Source organism: Amycolatopsis azurea DSM 43854, assembly GCF_001995215.1.
Lineage (GTDB): Bacteria > Actinomycetota > Actinomycetes > Mycobacteriales > Pseudonocardiaceae > Amycolatopsis > Amycolatopsis azurea.
In genome coordinates this window covers 134,281-149,115 of record NZ_MUXN01000023.1, presented here as the reverse complement: position 1 = coordinate 149,115, position 14,835 = coordinate 134,281, and the positions used below count along the sequence as shown (strand labels likewise).

Below are 14,835 nucleotides of genomic sequence, written 5' to 3'. Positions count from 1 at the left end.
GGGCCCCAGGCGGGGAAACCGCATCGGCCGGTCGGCTACGGTGGAGGCGTGACCCAGTCCTCGTACCCGGCCGCCCTGCGGTGGCTGTTGTTGTGCGTGGTGGCGCTGGGACTGGTCGGCATGCATCACGTCATCGCCGAATCCGGTCACGGTGCGGGGCACGAGACCGCCGCCGTCGCGATGGCCGATCCCTGTTGCGCGGATACGCCTTCGCATGACGACGGCGGACACAGCGGACTGCACCTGTGTCTCGCGGTGCTCGCCGCGGCCGTGCTGCTGATCGTCACCTGGCTGCTCGTCCGGAAAGGACGGATCGCGGGGACGTGGACGTCGTGGCAGGGCGGCGGTTCGGCTTCGGGGCGTGATCCGCCGCGCTGGAGACCGGTTCCAAAGAGATTGTCGTTCCTCTGCGTGTTGCGGGTGTGACAGGCGAGCTCGTCTCGCCCTGCCCGAAAACGACTTGAGGAAGAACCATGACCAGCAGGAAACTGGTCGGGGCGGTCCTTGCCGCCCTGGCCTCCTTCGCCGTGCTCACCGGCTGCGCCAGTTCCGACACCGCGTCCAGCGGGCACGACATGTCCACGATGAAGGCGCCGGATCCCGCGCGGGCCGGTCACAACCAGGCCGACGTCACGTTCGCGCAAGGGATGATCCCGCATCACGAGCAGGCGCTCACGATGGCGAAGCTTGTCGACGGCCGCACCCGCAACGCGAAGGTCGTCGACCTCGCCGCGCGGATCCAGCAGGCACAGGACCCGGAAATCCAGCAGCTGAACGGTTTGCTGAAGGGCTGGGGAGTGGCGCCGTCGGGCGACCACTCCGCGCACGGCTCGATGTCCGGCATGATGACCGAGGACGATCTCGCGAAACTCGGCAAGGCCAAGGACACGGCGTTCGACAAACAGTGGCTGGAAATGATGGTCAAGCACCACGAGGGTGCGCTCGCGATGGCGAAGACCGCGGTGCAACAGGGCAGCAATGCCGAAGTGAAAGCCCTGGCGCAGAAGGTGATCGACGGTCAGCAGGCCGAGATCACCGAGATGCGCGCCCTGCTCGGCTGAGTGCGACGGTGGCGCGGGCCGGAATCATCCGGCCCGCGTCACCGCCGCGCGGAAATGCGCGCACTGGGTGAAGTCGTCGTGCTCGCATCCGAGAGCGCAGTCGATGATCGCGAGCGAGGACTGCGCGGCCGCGATGCGTCGCGTGAGTTCCTCCTTGTGCCGCCGGAGAACCGCCTCCCGCGCTTCGGGCTTCTGGAACATCTCGCGGATGCCGTCGAGACTGAGACCCGCCTCCTTCGCGCGCAGGATGACCGAGACGCGGTACAGGTCGCCGTCGTCGTACCGCCGCCGGTCGCCGGACCGCGCCGGCTTGAGGAGGCCGACGGACTCCCAATGGCGCAGGACGTGCGTCGCCAGCCCGAAGCGCTCCGCGACCTCGCCGACGCTCAAGGTGCTTGACTTCATGTCGTCATTAAGTCGGACGATCCCCGGTATGTCCATGTTGCAGCGGCTCGACGCCGCCGATGCCCTGCCGGGAGCCGCCGAGCTGCGGGCCCGGAGCTACGAGCTGCTCCGGCTCGAACCCGGTTCCGCGGTGATCGACGTCGGCTGTGGCGCCGGGCTGGCCGTGGCCGAACTGTCGGCGCAGGGAGTCCGCGTGGTCGGTGTCGACATCTCGACCGAGATGGTCGACGAGGCTCGACGGCGTTCGCCCGAAGCGGATTTCCGGTTCGGCGATGCTTACGCGCTGCCGGTGGACGGCGGGTTCGCGGGCTACCGGGCGGACAAGGTGTTCCACGAACTGGCCGAACCGGAGCGCGCTCTCGCGGAGGCCCGGCGGATTCTGGTCCCGGGCGGGCGGATCGTGTTGTCCGGGCACGACTGGGACGCGCTCGTGATCGATTCCTCCTATCCGGCGCTGACGCGGGAGATCGTGCGGGCTCGCGCCTCGGCGGTCACCGCGCCCCGGATCGCGCGCGGATTTCGCCGGCTGCTCGCGGCGAACGGGTTTCGCGACATTTCGATGGAGGGCGTCGTCGGGTTCTTCGGCGGGGATTCGTTCGTTCGCGGGTTGGTGGAGGCGGCCGTTCGGGTGGGGGCGGTTTCCGTTGCCGAGGGGGAGGTCTGGCTGGCTGAGCAGCTCCAATTCGGCGGTTTTGTTGCTGTGCCTCAGTTCTTGGCTTCGGGACTGGTTTGACGGCAGCCTTGATTCCCTGACGTCCGAAAATTGTCGGTGGTCGGTTGTACGGTTCTGCTCGTGGACAAAAACACAGCCTTTATGGCTTCCCCCAAGGAAAACGTCGATCCTCGTACCCTTGACGACAAGGAATGCGTGGACCTCGCGCAGGCGGTGTCGGCGGACATCGCCCGGCTGGAGGCGATCCGGTTCCGCGCGATCGCTCAGCTGGACCGTCATCGTGGCGGCGCTCCCAGCGTCGTGCAGGAAGTCGCGTTCGCGCTGTCTGTCATGGACAGTCATGCCGGTGCGCTGCTGTCCGCCGCCAAGGCGTTGACCACCCGGCTACCCCGCACTCTGGGGCTGATGGATCGAGGGCTGCTCAGTGGCGCCGGGGCCATGAAGGTCGCCGCCGCGACCGCGTGGCTGTCAGACGAGAACGCCCGCGCCGCTGACGCCTTACTCGAAGACCGGCTGGAAGGGAAGAACACCAGGCAGATCCGGCGTACGGCGAACAGCGCCGCGGCGGCCGTCGATCGCGAAGGCGCCTCCCGGCGTACCGAGCGCAACCGCGCGGGCCGTCGGCTCAAACTGCGCCACGGTGATACGGGGGTCGCTTCGGTCGAGGTCGAGGACGGCCCGGTGGAGAAGGTGACCGCCGCCTACACGCGGATCGACCGCGAGGCACGGGCACTCAAAGCCGGCGGCGAGACCCGCACCCTGGACCAGCTGCGCGCGGATGTCGCGCTGGATCTCCTGCTCGGTGGGCAGGGTGGAGCCGGGGAACGGTCGGAGGTGTTCCTCTACATGGACCTCGCCACGTATCTCGGCTTGAACGACGATTCGGCCGAGTTGGCCGGACACGGGCACATTCCGGCGTCGTTGGCGCGGGAGATCGCGTCGGGTGCGGACACCGTCTTGCGGCGGATCATCACGGACCCGTTGTCAGGACAGGTGCTGGATCTGGGCCGGGAGCGGTATCGGCCGACGGCGGGGCAGGCGGAGTTCGTACGAGTACGGGATCGCGAGTGCCGAAGACCGGGCTGTCACCGTGTCGCCCAAGCCTGCGACCTGGACCATTCCGTGCCGTGGCAGTTCGGCGGTCACACCGACGTCGCCGACCTCGCCGCTTTCTGCCGCCGCGACCATCGCCTCAAAGACGAACCCGGCTGGATCTACACACTCGGCCCCGACGGCACCCTCACCATCACGACACCGACAGGACAGAGCTACTGCAGCACGCCGCCGCCTCTGCATGAGCCCGTCCGGCGGCGCCCCCGATCGAGCAGCCGCCACCGTACTGACCCTCGCCGGAAACGACAACGAGCCCGCAGCAGGCGCAAGGCGTAGCGGAGCTACGGCCAATCCGGCAATGCGGCCATCACACGCGAGTGCCGAGCACCGACATACCGAGCACCAGTTCGTTCGCCGGATCGCACCCCAGAAGGTCCTCGACCAATTCGTCGCGAAGCGCCGCGGTGAACGTGACGTTCAGTCCGAGTGCCGTCGCCAGCAGGTAGACGGTCTGGCTGAGGTGCCCGACGTCCATCAGCAGCACCCGGTAGGTCCGGCTCACCGGATACTTCCACTGGTTCCGCTCGATGACACTGGTGTAGATCAGCAGCGCGCCGGCGTTCCCGGTCCACTGCTGATCGCCGGCCAAGGCGACCAGTTCGTCGTCGTCGATTTTGCCGTCCAGAGGCGTGAGCCCGTGCCGAAAGCCGTCGTAGTGGTAGATCCCCTGTTCCAGGCCCTCGACGTTCCTGGCGTAGACGTACACCTCGGTCGGATGCCTCGCCCCGCCCGACGGGCTCGTCTTGAAGATGTTCCCGGTGGTGGGGATGTCGGGATGAGTTTCCGGCCTCGTCGGCCGGGCCGCTGTGAGCAGCGTGCTCAAATCGAGCAGCCGCATGGGTTCTTCGCCGAACTCGCGGACGCTTCTGCGCTTGCTCAGCGCGTCGCCGAGTCCGATCGCGTTCACCTGCTCCGGTGACGGCTCGGGCAGCGCTATCGCGTCGTATTCGCCCGACGGCCTCACCGGAGAAGGCGGAGGGCTGGCCTTCGCCTTCTCCAGCAAGGTTTTCGCGGTCATTTCGCTGGTCGTGAACTCGGTCTCACGCAAGGAGCGGGTGCCGAAGTGAAACGCCCGCACGGACGTTCCCCAAGGACCCCAATCCCGAAGGATCTCTTCTTCCCTTTGTCGCCGGGAAGAACCTTTGACCACCAGCACGTCGTACCGGATCATCGCTCGCGCGATACGGACGAGTCTTTCCCCTGTCTCGGGATTTTCGTCCGCTTCACGGATCGATTCCGGTTCTCGCCAAGAACTGAACCATCGCAGGACACGTTCAGTTCCTTCGGCGAGTTTGAGCTGGCGATGTCCGAGGTGATCGTCCCAGACGAGGTCACCGTCGGACCAATAGAGCGTTCCGCAAGAGGAAACCCTTACCAGCATCGAAAGTCTTGCGCCCCAGTCCCCAGTAATGTTTTCAGAATAATTCAGGTCATTCAGTGTCGCGAACGGAAAGGAGGCCCGCCGTTCGGCGGCGGCTCGAACCCGCCCCAGGTGCTCTGTGCCTTGTACTCCGCTTCGAGCTCGTACAAGAACTCATCGTCGTCTTCATCATGCATGTCGCCGATCCTCTCCGTGAGCGGTTACTCCGGTCAAGCGAATATACCTACGCCATCAGAGTACCGGAGCGAAACGGAGAATTACGCCGAGTAATCGTTCAAGTGCTGTTTGAGTTCGCGAGCTTCGGGCGACTCCAAGATGCCGAGATCGGTGTATAAGCGTAAAGCGAACCGGCGATGACGTTCCGCATTCGGGTGCTCACCGAGAATGTCGAAAGCGGACGCCAACTCCTTGTGGGCGATGGGCAGCATGCTGCGATTCCCGGTCGATTCGAGCACTTCCATCGCGGTCGTGAACTGGGTGACCGCGAGTTCGCCATCGCCGAGTGCACGCGAATTGATACCGAGAGCGAGAAGGCATTCCGCCTCGAGATCGGGTGATTCGTTCTCGTGGGCCAGTCTCAGCGCCTGGTCGAGTTCCTCGGCGGCTTCCGCATAGCGACTGTTCTCGGTGTGGATCAGCCCGATCCGGTGCCGGGCGCGGGCTTCGATGAGCACGCTGCCGTGGGTGTGAGCGGTCTCGCGGACCCAGCCGAGGTGTTCGATCGCCTGGTCGGACTCGCCCTTGAGCCAGTGGGTGACGCCCGAATTGCCCCTGGCCCGGCACTGCATCCGCACGTCGCCGGTGGTCGAGGCCAGCTCGAACACCTCGTTGAACAGCCGGTTCGCCTCGGTGAACTCGTTGAGCCGCCACAGGGTCAGCGCGTACATGTGCAGGGCCTGGTACTCGAGGACCACGTTCCCGGTGACCCGCGCGGCGGACAGGGCGAGGGTCTCCAGTTCCCTGGCCTGCCGGTAGTAGCCGCGGTTGTCGAAGTAGCGCCAGACCGCCGAGCAGAAGAGCACGAGGTCCGAGTAGCGCTGATGGTTGTTCATCGCGACGGCCACCGGCAGGACGTTCTGCCATTGGGCGTCCATCCAGTTCGCGGCCTGGTCGTAGTCGGCGAAGTACTGGCCGAACTCGCTCTTCGGCACTTCGAGGCCGCCCGGCTCGTCTTCGGAGTCCGGGTCGATGAAGTCCATCGCGGCCGCGACGGTGCTGCGGTAGTAGTCGAACAGCCGCCGCATCATCGCCTCGCGCTGGTGTTCGGGCTCCTCCGCGAGCAGGAGTTCGCGCCCGTAGCTGCGGAGGAGGTCGTGCATCTCGTACCGGTCCATCGACGGCTGCCGCAACAGGTTCACGTCGACGAGGCGTTCGGCCAGGCGGCGAGCCTCGCCGAGGTCCACTTCGGCCAGGGCCGCCGTCGAGTGAAGGTCGAACGCGGCACCGGGGTGATGGCTCAACCGGCGGAACACCAGGCGCTCGGTTTCGGTCAAGTTCAGATAGGACACTCGGAAAGCGCCCGCGACGTCGCGTTCCCCCGCGGTGAGCTCGCCGAACCTGTTCCGCTCGTCCCGCAACTGCCGGGCGACGAAGTCGAGTGTCCAGGACGCCCGTGCCCGCAGACGGCTCGCCGTGACGGCCAGCGCGAGCGGAAGGTCACCGCACAGGCTCGCGACCTGGTCCGCCGCGTCGGGGGATTCCCGCTTCAACCGGGACGGCCCGACGATCCGGCCCAGCAGGTCCACCGCGTCGGCCCGGCTGAACGGTTCCAAGGAGAGCAGTTCGGCGCCGTCGAGGTCCACGAGCCGGGTCCGGCTGGTGATCAGCACGCAGCAACTCGCCGAACCGGGCAACAGCGGGCTCACCTGTGTCGCCCCGATGGCGTTGTCCAGCACCACGAGCATCCGTTTGCCGGCGAGGCAGCTGCGGAACAACGCCGCGCGCTGGTCGGTTCCGGCGGGGATGTCCGAACCCTGGATGCCGAGCGACCGCAGCAGCGCTTCGAGCGCGGACGCGGGGTCGACGGGGTCGCCCGCCGGTGAGAACCCTTCGAGGTTCACGAAGAGCTGCCCGTCGGGGAACAGCGGGGCGAGCCGGTGGGCGGAATGGACGGCCAGCGCTGTCTTGCCGACGCCGGGCATCCCGTCGATCGCGATCAGCCGCGGCCCCGTCGAGGAGTCGTCCTGGCCGATTTCGAGGACGGTCCGCAGCTCCGCGGCGCGGCCGCCGAACGCCGGGAGGTCCGCGGGAAGCTGCGCGGGCCGGGGGAAGAGGGCCTTCTGCGCGTCCGCGTCCTCGCGGCGCCCGCCGGTGTCCATCCCGGTCCGGAGTCCGCCGACGCCGTACCGGACGAGGGCGCCGTCCTGCATCAGCTCGGCGTCGGTGCGCAGGATCTGCTGGTGGAGCGTGCTCAGTTCTGAGCTCGGGTCGACGCCGAGTTCGTCGGCGAGCGCGATCCTGGTCCGGTCGAACGTCCGGAGCGCGTCGGCGCCGCGGCCCGCCCGGTAGAGCGCCAGCATGGTGAGGACCTGGAGGGTCTCGCGAGTGGGGTGCCAGGCGGCCAGGTCGAAGGCTTCCCGCGCGGCCGCTTCGGTCTCGCCGAGCCGGAGCCGGGCGCCGATCAGGAGCTCGGACGCGGCGAGGCGTTCTTCGTCGAGTCTCCGCGCCGTCTGCTCGATGGCGTCGCCTTCGAGACCGTCGAAGGCCGGGCCGCGCCAGAGCGCGAGCGCGTCCGCGAGCTTGGCGGCCGCCTGGGAGATCAGCCCGGCCGCCAGAAGCTCGGCGCCCTGGTTGTAGTCCGCTTCGAAGCGGACCGAGTCGACCGAGGCGCTGCTGGTGACGACCCGGTAGGCGGAGCCGGTGGTGACCACGGCGGACCGGGCCACGCCGAGGTCGTGCCGCAGCCGCGCGATCGCGTTGCTGACCTGGCGGACAGCGGTCTTCGGTGGCTCTTCCGGCCACATCGTGCCGATCAGGTACGACACCGGGACCAGCCTGCCCGCGTTGATCAGCAGGGCGGCGAGGAGGCGCTGTTCACGGCGTCCGCCCAGCCGGACGGGCACGCCGTCGACCTCGGCCTCGAGCGGGCCGAGAACGGAAAAGCTGAGCTGGGATCGCTGACCGGGGTGTTTCGGATCGCCGGGGGTTAGGGCGGATTCCGCCGAATCGGGTAAACGATCAGCGGTCATATGCGACTATGTCGTCCGAGGCCGTGAGCGTGCTCACGCACTACCTCCAGTCCGTTCGCCGGCTGACCGGCACCCTAGCCCACCGCCTCGGCCTCCAGCCAGATCGACGCGGGGTCCGCCGTACGGCATTCGGCCTAACGGGCGGGCGCGTGCCTGCCTTCAAACCGGTTCGATTCTACGCCTGGCGACCCCTGAACTGCGCGGATGCCGCCGGTGACGAGCCGATGTAAATCCGATGCAGGGTCTTGGAAAGCTGAAGACATCAGCTGACGGGCACGGCGCGACGGGGCAGCGCGCCGAACCGTGTGTAGGGGCTCCGCGGCGGTTGGCCTTCGTACTGGGGGTGGCCAACCGCCCTGGAAGCCCCTTCTTTCGTCACAGGTTTCTCCCAGCAAGGCGCGGCACACTGGACCAAAGAGGAGTGTGCCGTCATGAGTGCTCTCGGCGATCTGCTGGGTTTCCTGCTCACCCTGTACTTGATCGTGCTCGTCGTCCGGATGGTGCTGGACTGGGCCGTCAACCTCGCCACCAGGCTGCCTTCCTGGGCTTTCCGGGCGCGCGGGATCGCGCACCGGGTGACCGAACCGGTGCTGGCGCCGGTCCGCCGCGTGGTCCGCCCGGTGCGGGCGGGCGGAGTGGCGTTCGATCTCGCCTTCACCCTCGTGTTCCTCGCCGTCGTCCTTCTCCAGTCTCTCGCGTTCAGCCTCTGACCAGGTGTGATCGACCGCCGTTCCGGGTATCAGGCGCTTGAGGAGAGGAGTGTGCCCATGCGCCCGGTCTGGAGCGGTTCGCTTTCGCTCGGTCTGGTGACGGTGCCGGTCCGGCTGTACAGCGCGGTCGAGGACCACACGGTGCACTTCCGCCAGTTCCAGCGCGGCACCGAGGACCGCATCCGGTACCGGCGGGTGAACGAGCGCACCGGCAAGGAAGTCGACTTCGACGACATCGTCAAGGGGTACGAGCTCGACAGCGGTGAATACGTGGTCGTCGAACCCGCCGAGCTCGACGAGATCGCCCCTGGCCGGTCGAAGTCGCTCGACATCGAGAGTTTCGTCGCGCTGAACGCCGTCGACCCGATGTTCTTCGACAAGACGTACTGGCTCGCGCCCGCGAAAGACGAGTTCGAGCGTCCGTACGCGCTGCTGCTCGAAGCGATGCGTTCATCGGGCAAGGCCGGGGTCGCGAAATTCGTCATGCGCGGCCGCGAGTACCTGTCACTGGTCCGGTCCGGGGACGGCGTCATGGTGCTCAACACCCTGCATTTCGCCGCCGACCTGCGGGATCCCGCCGAGGAGCTGCCGGATCTGCCGGGCAAGGCCAAGGCGCGCGGCAAGGAACTCGACATGGCCGTCGACCTGATCGACGCGATGAGCGACGACTGGCGGCCCGAGGAGTACCGCGACACCTACACCGAACGTGTGCGGAAGCTGATCAAGGCGAAGAAGAAGGGCGAGACCATCACGCCCGCCACCGAGCCCGGTGAGCCGACGAAGGTCGTCGACCTGTTCGAGGCGCTGTCGAAGAGCGTGGAGAGCGGGAAGGCCAAGAAATCCGAGGCCAAGAAGTCCGGGGCGAAGAAGTCTCCAGGAAAGAAAGACCTGTCCTCGTTGTCGAAGGCGGATCTGGAGAAGCTCGCGCGGGAGCGGGACATCAAGGGGCGTTCGAAGATGACGCGCGCCGGGCTGGAGAAAGCGCTCAAGGCCTCCTGAGTTCGCCCGCGATGGTCTCGATCAGCAGCCGGACGTCCTCGGCGGCCGTCGCGTGCAGCCCTTCGGAAACGATCAGCACGTCGGACGTCGTGGCGGAGACGGCGGAATGCCCGCTCTGCCGGTTCGTCCACCGCCGCGCGTGGGCCTGTCCGTCTTCGTCGGCGAAGATCACCTCGCCCGGGTTCGGATGCTCGACCGTGCCCCCGAAGGTCACGTACTTCTCGTCGCCGCGCGCGTGACGGACTTCGAGGGAGCCGTCGATCTTCGCGACGTCGAGTACCGCGACCGGGATGGCGTAGGCGACCGAGACCGCGTTGCAGAGGTCGATCACCGGATGGATCCGGGGGAGCGTGCCCTCTTTCCGGAGACGGCGCAGCAGCGATTCCGACGCGCAGCGGTACTGCGTGGGTTTCAGGCCCATCTTGGCGAACGCCCGGCGCCAGGCCTGGATCTCGGGGAATTCCGATTCCGGGCCGTCCGCGAGCCGTCGCGTCGCCCGCTCGATGAACTTTTCGAGGTCGACAGGCATTTCGGGGGTGATACCGATGGCTTCGAACGTGCCGACGGCGAGGGTGGGGTGCTCGGCGCGGACGTCGGGGTGGTGCTGGAGTCGCATGGGAGACCTGTCTACTGGGTGGTGAACGCGAGTTTGGCGCCGAGTGCGGCGAAGGAACCGGCGAAGACCCGCCGGGTCCAGGCGAGCACGCGCGGCCGGGAAAGGACCTGGTGGCGGACGCCGGCGGCGAGGACGCCGTACACGCTGAACACCACGAACGTCGCCAGCATGAACACCCCGCTCAGCAGCAGCATCCGCGGGACGGAACCGGGCTCGCCCGCCGGGACGAACTGTGGCAGGAACGCGAAGAAGAACAGGGTCAGCTTCGGGTTCAGGACGTTGATCAGCACGCCGGAGGTGATCGTCCGCAGCGCCGACGCCGGTTCGGGATCGCCTTCGACGACGATCGCTTCCCGGTCCCGCAACGTCGCCCACGCCATGTAGAGCAGGTAGGCCACACCGAGGTACTTGATGATTTCGAACGCCATCGCGCTCGCGTGCAGCAGCGCCGCGAGGCCGGTGACCGCGGCCACCATGTGGGGGACGATCCCGAGGGTGCAGGCGGTCGCGGCGATGATGCTCGCGCGTCGGCCGCGGGCCAGTCCGGCGGACAAGGTGTAGACCACGCCGGTGCCGGGCGTGGCGACCACGATCAGCGTGGTGATCAGGAAGGCGATGCTCACGCAGACCACTTTGCGCGCAGTTTGGTCCGATGGACAGGACCAAAGCCGGTTCACTCCACTGGACCAAAGGCTTGATCGAGGCGGCCGGAGTCCGTCACCGGATGGAGTGGCATGATGCACGCTCGCACGTCGACGAGGAAGGCCTTGGTTTGAGCGCGCGCACTTCCCAGGTGGACGACCTCCGGCTGGTGGCACAACCGAACGCGGTGTTGTGCTCCGAGCTCTTCGTCCGTCTCATCCTGTCGGACTGGTCCTTGCGGCCGTTGCTCGATCAGGCGAAGACCGCCGCCGCCGCTTTGGTGGGCACGCTGGTCGACGCCGCCGATCCGAAGGAGCCGCCGTTCCTGACGCTGAGATTGCGCCTGCGGTCGGACGTGCTGGTCATCGAGGTCGACCACGAGCTGGACGGGCTTCCCGTGCCGACCCCCGCGCCGGGTGAGCGGACCGGGGTGGCGCCGAGCGAGACCGGCGGCGTGACCTTCTGGTGCGAGCTGCCGCTGCCCGGTGGCCTGTCGGCCGGACAGGTCCAGCTGCCGAGGCGGGGCGATCGCCGGACCCTGGTGGACGAGCCCGTCTCGGGTGACCCCGTCGGCGCCGATCCCGAGGTCCTGGAACGGCTTCTGACCCGGCTGAGTGGCTGGTCGGGCTGATCTTCGTGAAAGGATCGGGTGATGGCCTCGAAGAGTGTCACCACACCGGTCTTGGAGATCGAGTACGAACACGTCGGTGACGCGGGCGCGCCGCCGGTGGTCCTGCTCCACGGGTTCCCGTACGACGTGCGTGCCTACGACGAGGTCGCCCAGGTCCTCGCGGCCGGTGGTGCCTCGGTGTACGTCCCGTTTCTCCGCGGGTTCGGCGGGACGCGGTTCCTCGACGACGCCACGCCCCGCTCCGGGCAGCAGGCCGCGCTCGCGCAGGATCTGCTCGAGTTCATGGACGCGACGGGCCTGGAAAAGGCCGTCGTCGCCGGATACGACTGGGGCGGCCGCGCGGCGTGCATCGTGTCCGCGCTCCGGCCCGAACGCGTGCGCGGACTGGTCTCGGTGGACGGCTACAACGTCCAAAACCTCGCCTACGCGGGCGAACCGGCGCCGCCCGAATGGGAACGGACCTACTGGTACCAGTACTACTTCCACTCCGAGCGCGGCCGCCGCGGGTTGACGGAAAACCGCGAAGAGCTGTGCGCTCTGCTGTGGCGTACTTGGTCACCGACCTGGACCGGCGCCGACGCGGCGTTCCCGGCCAGCGCCTCCAGCCTCCACAACCCGGACTTCGTCGACGTCGTCATCCACTCCTACCGCCACCGCTTCGGCCTGGCGGAAGGGGATCCGCGGTATCAGGCGCTCGAAGACCTGATCGCGAAGGAACCGGTCATCACGGTGCCGACGGTCGTGCTCGAAAGTGGTGACGACGGTATCGGCGGGCCCAGCGCCGAGAGCGACCGCGAATTCTTCACCGGGCCGTACGAGCATCGGGTTCTGTCGGGGGTCGGACATAACGTTCCCCAGGAGGCTCCTGAGGCGTTCGCCGCAGCGGTGGCTTCCCTGCTTTAGTAGGAGCCCTTCGGCGAAAGGAACTTCCGTGACCGACACCCCGTCCGCACCCCCGGTCCCGCCGGGGACGTTCCTGCTCGAACTCGTGCCGGTTCCGGTCAGCGACATCGACCGGGCGAAGGAGTTCTACACCGAGCGGCTCGGCTTCCACCTCGACGTCGACGTCCGGCCCGCCGACGGCGTCCGGATCGTCCAGCTCACGCCGCCGGGTTCGGCCTGCTCGATCACCCTGACCACCGGGCTCGCGTCACTCGACATGCCGGTCGGGACCCTGCGCGGGCTGCACCTCGTGGTCGCCGACATTGAAGAGGCCCGCGCCGCGCTCATCGCCAGGGGCGCCGAGGTCGGGCCGGTCGAGGACATGGGCGGCGTCTTCTACGCGGCCTTCAGCGATCCGGACGGCAACACCTGGACACTCCAGCACATGCCCTGGCGCATGGGGTGAGGGCGATCACCCGTCCGTGCGCGTGACGACTCCTGATCTTCGCGTGTCCTTCAGGGGTAGGGCGCACGATCCGCGCGCCACGGACGGAGGAGGACCCGATGTCGTTGGGCGACAAGATCAGCAACAAGGCCGAGGAGCTCGGCGGTAAGGCCAAGGAGGCCGCCGGCGACGCCACCGGCAACGAGGAACTGCGCGCGGAAGGCCAGACGGACCAGGCGAAGGCCGGTCTCAAGGGCGCCGTCGAGAACGTGAAGGACGCCGTCGGCGACGCGGCCGACAAGATCCGCGACACCTTCAAGAAGTAGCGAGTCGTTCCGGGCCGGGGCAAGCGCTTGCCCCGGCCCTTTCGATCGCGCGAGTCAGCCGTGCAGGAGCACCGGCAGGCTCGTGAGCCGCGTGCCCTGGATGCCGCCGAGGAACGTCTGCCGAAGGTCGGCATAAGGCACGGCGAGCTTGGCCTTCGGGAAGTCCGTGCGCAGAACCGTCGCCACCGCCCGCAGTTCGAGCTGCGCGAGCTGGGCGCCGACGCAGAAATGCGGGCCCGCGCCGAAAGTCAGGTCCGGACCCGGTTGCCTGGCCGGGTCCGTGTTGATGCCCTGGATGTCGACGAGCACCGGGGCCCCGGAGGGGAGCCGGATCCCGCCGAGGTCGATCTCCTCGAGGGTGAACCGCCAGAGCGTGAACGGGGCGGGCGGGTGCAGCCTGAGTGTTTCGCGGACCAGGGCGCTTTCGCGGCTGGTGTCCCCGTTCAGGAGACGCGAGATCAGGAAGCCGATCGAGGCGTCGGTGGTCAGCTGTCCGGCGAAGATCAACGCGAACAGGTGATACCGCAGGTCTTTTTCGGACGTCTCGGGCGGGAGGCTGTCGCGCAGTTCCGTCGCGAGCCCCTGCCGGTTCGGGGCCAGTCCCGCCGCGGCCAGGTCCGCGATCGCGGCGATGGCCTTGCCCTGGGCGCCCGGCTCGGGGTCGGACATGCGGCGGCAGGCGTCGACGGCGGTGTCGAGCAGGTGAAGCGGGATGCTGAGCAGGTCGAGCAGCACCGTGAGCGGGAAGCGGGTGGAGAACCCGTCCATGAGGTCGACGGTTCCGTCGCCGAGTTCCGTGAGCAGGGCACGCGCGATCCGGTGGATCCGGTCCGCTTGCGCCTGGATCCGTTTGGCGCTCAGAAGCGGTGCGTGCGCTCGCCTGAGTTCCGAGTGGCCGGGGCCGTCCAGCGTGGTCAGGGACGGCTGTTCGGCGGCGGTCTGTTCGAGCCCGGTCCAGTCCTCGGGGGCGAGCGCCGGATCCTTGGCGATGCGCGGGTCGGAGAGGACTTCGCGGGCCAGCTCCTCCTCGGTCACGATCCACGCGCTTCCGCCCGCCGGGGCGGCCACTTCGACGAGGGGACCGGCGGCCCTCAGCGCGGGGCGGACGGGGTCGGGCTCGGTGATGCCGCGGGTCGTCGCGGCGAAGGGATCGGGGAGCAACGCAACTCCTTCATGTGAAAGTAGCTTCACGGTGAAGGTATATTTGCGGCCGGTAGGTTGTCAAAGCACGGATCCGAGGAGGGGTGATGGAGGACGACGTCGTGGCGCGGAGCACGTCGCTGCTGGACGGCCTCCGCGGCTTCGGGGCGAACTACACCGAATTCACCCGGCGTTTCGCGAACTGGCTCGGCCTGCACCCCACCGACGCCGCCGCGCTCGTGGAGATCCTCTACGCCGAGGACACCGGCTCACCGCTCTCCCCGGCCCTGCTCGGCGAACGCATCGCGCTGACCTCCGGCGCGACCACGAACCTGCTGAACCGGCTGGAGAGCCTCGGTTACGTCGTGCGGACCCGGGAAAGCACCGACCGGCGGAAAGTGACCCTGCGCAGCGGCGCCGACATCCAGGGGCCCGCGCGGGAGTTCTTCGGCCCGTTCAGCGCGGGTCTCGCGGCGCTGGTCGCGGAGTACCCGGCGGAAGAGATCGAGCGGTTCGAGAACTTTCTGCGCCATCTGCGGTCCACAATGGACAAGGTGCTCGAAGAGCAGGGCTAGCCGCGCCCGTTCGGGTGTTCTCACCTCGCCGACCAGTCCGCGCCGCCC

At 67.9% G+C, this 14,835-nt stretch carries 17 protein-coding genes and 1 pseudogene; 11 read left to right on the top strand and 7 right to left on the bottom strand.

Translation table 11 applies throughout. The annotated features are described in order from the left end of the window. The first annotated feature begins 48 nt into the window (after positions 1-48). Positions 49-426 (top strand): DUF6153 family protein, encoded by a 378-nt coding sequence (locus tag B0293_RS29115; RefSeq protein WP_005155037.1) that lies wholly within the window; start codon positions 49-51, stop codon positions 424-426. Positions 427-473: 47 nt separating this feature from the next. Further along, a complete protein-coding gene (locus tag B0293_RS29110; protein ID WP_005155034.1) occupies positions 474-1,061 on the top strand; it encodes a DUF305 domain-containing protein in 588 nt (195 codons plus the stop codon). Between the two features lie 24 nt (positions 1,062-1,085). On the opposite strand, the gene B0293_RS29105 is transcribed toward B0293_RS29110, so the two are convergent. Continuing rightward, entirely contained in the window at positions 1,086-1,466 is a 381-nt protein-coding gene (locus B0293_RS29105) for a helix-turn-helix domain-containing protein (protein WP_039916899.1), read from the bottom strand. 28 nt (positions 1,467-1,494) lie between these two features. Between B0293_RS29105 and B0293_RS29100 the strand changes: the two genes are divergently transcribed. Both B0293_RS29100 and B0293_RS29095 read left to right on the top strand, forming a co-directional pair. Then, a complete protein-coding gene (locus tag B0293_RS29100; RefSeq protein ID WP_005155030.1) occupies positions 1,495-2,199 on the top strand; it encodes a methyltransferase domain-containing protein in 705 nt (234 codons plus the stop codon). An 81-nt stretch (positions 2,200-2,280) separates the two neighbouring features. Further along, a pseudogene (locus B0293_RS29095) lies at positions 2,281-3,482 on the top strand (DUF222 domain-containing protein). A gap of 77 nt (positions 3,483-3,559) precedes the next feature. Here the strand turns inward: B0293_RS29095 and B0293_RS29090 are convergent. From B0293_RS29090 to B0293_RS29085, 3 genes are all read right to left on the bottom strand, one after another. Further along, positions 3,560-4,270: a SagB/ThcOx family dehydrogenase gene (locus tag B0293_RS29090; protein WP_245191911.1), complete on the bottom strand. Its 711-nt coding sequence runs from the start codon at positions 4,268-4,270 to the stop codon at positions 3,560-3,562. 416 nt (positions 4,271-4,686) lie between these two features. Further along, positions 4,687-4,809: a hypothetical protein gene (locus B0293_RS44725; RefSeq protein WP_005155025.1), complete on the bottom strand. Its 123-nt coding sequence runs from the start codon at positions 4,807-4,809 to the stop codon at positions 4,687-4,689. An 81-nt stretch (positions 4,810-4,890) separates the two neighbouring features. Then, positions 4,891-7,821, bottom strand: coding sequence for an AfsR/SARP family transcriptional regulator (locus B0293_RS29085; RefSeq protein WP_005155024.1), 2,931 nt, complete (start codon positions 7,819-7,821; stop codon positions 4,891-4,893). 431 nt (positions 7,822-8,252) lie between these two features. On the opposite strand from B0293_RS29085, the gene B0293_RS29075 reads away from it, so the two are divergent. Next, positions 8,253-8,531 carry a YggT family protein gene (locus B0293_RS29075; RefSeq protein WP_005155023.1) on the top strand — a complete coding sequence of 93 codons (279 nt, stop codon included), beginning with the start codon at positions 8,253-8,255 and terminating at the stop codon, positions 8,529-8,531. Between the two features lie 57 nt (positions 8,532-8,588). Further along, positions 8,589-9,530 carry a non-homologous end joining protein Ku gene (gene ku, locus B0293_RS29070; protein ID WP_005155022.1) on the top strand — a complete coding sequence of 314 codons (942 nt, stop codon included), beginning with the start codon at positions 8,589-8,591 and terminating at the stop codon, positions 9,528-9,530. Here the strand turns inward: ku and B0293_RS29065 are convergent. Then, positions 9,517-10,146 carry a B3/B4 domain-containing protein gene (locus B0293_RS29065; RefSeq protein ID WP_005155021.1) on the bottom strand — a complete coding sequence of 210 codons (630 nt, stop codon included), beginning with the start codon at positions 10,144-10,146 and terminating at the stop codon, positions 9,517-9,519. The genes ku and B0293_RS29065 overlap by 14 nt on opposite strands. An 11-nt stretch (positions 10,147-10,157) precedes the next feature. Continuing rightward, positions 10,158-10,769, bottom strand: coding sequence for a LysE family translocator (locus B0293_RS29060; protein ID WP_005155020.1), 612 nt, complete (start codon positions 10,767-10,769; stop codon positions 10,158-10,160). Between the two features lie 149 nt (positions 10,770-10,918). Between B0293_RS29060 and B0293_RS29055 the strand changes: the two genes are divergently transcribed. From B0293_RS29055 to B0293_RS29040, 4 genes are all read left to right on the top strand, one after another. Continuing rightward, the gene (locus B0293_RS29055; RefSeq protein WP_005155018.1) at positions 10,919-11,419 is read left to right on the top strand and encodes a hypothetical protein; all 501 of its coding nucleotides are present in this window, start codon (positions 10,919-10,921) and stop codon (positions 11,417-11,419) included. Between the two features lie 21 nt (positions 11,420-11,440). Beyond that, the gene (locus B0293_RS29050; protein WP_005155017.1) at positions 11,441-12,322 is read left to right on the top strand and encodes an alpha/beta hydrolase; all 882 of its coding nucleotides are present in this window, start codon (positions 11,441-11,443) and stop codon (positions 12,320-12,322) included. A 28-nt stretch (positions 12,323-12,350) separates the two neighbouring features. Continuing rightward, entirely contained in the window at positions 12,351-12,767 is a 417-nt protein-coding gene (locus tag B0293_RS29045) for a VOC family protein (RefSeq protein WP_005155016.1), read from the top strand. A gap of 98 nt (positions 12,768-12,865) precedes the next feature. Continuing rightward, entirely contained in the window at positions 12,866-13,072 is a 207-nt protein-coding gene (locus tag B0293_RS29040) for a CsbD family protein (RefSeq protein WP_005155015.1), read from the top strand. A gap of 54 nt (positions 13,073-13,126) precedes the next feature. Here B0293_RS29040 and B0293_RS29035 read toward each other — a convergent pair whose 3' ends face one another. Further along, positions 13,127-14,233, bottom strand: a complete 1,107-nt coding sequence (locus tag B0293_RS29035) for a cytochrome P450 (RefSeq protein WP_005155014.1) — start codon at positions 14,231-14,233, stop codon at positions 13,127-13,129. Positions 14,234-14,319: 86 nt separating this feature from the next. Between B0293_RS29035 and B0293_RS29030 the strand changes: the two genes are divergently transcribed. Next, the gene (locus B0293_RS29030) at positions 14,320-14,787 is read left to right on the top strand and encodes a MarR family winged helix-turn-helix transcriptional regulator (protein WP_005155013.1); all 468 of its coding nucleotides are present in this window, start codon (positions 14,320-14,322) and stop codon (positions 14,785-14,787) included. The last annotated feature ends 48 nt before the right edge of the window (positions 14,788-14,835 follow it).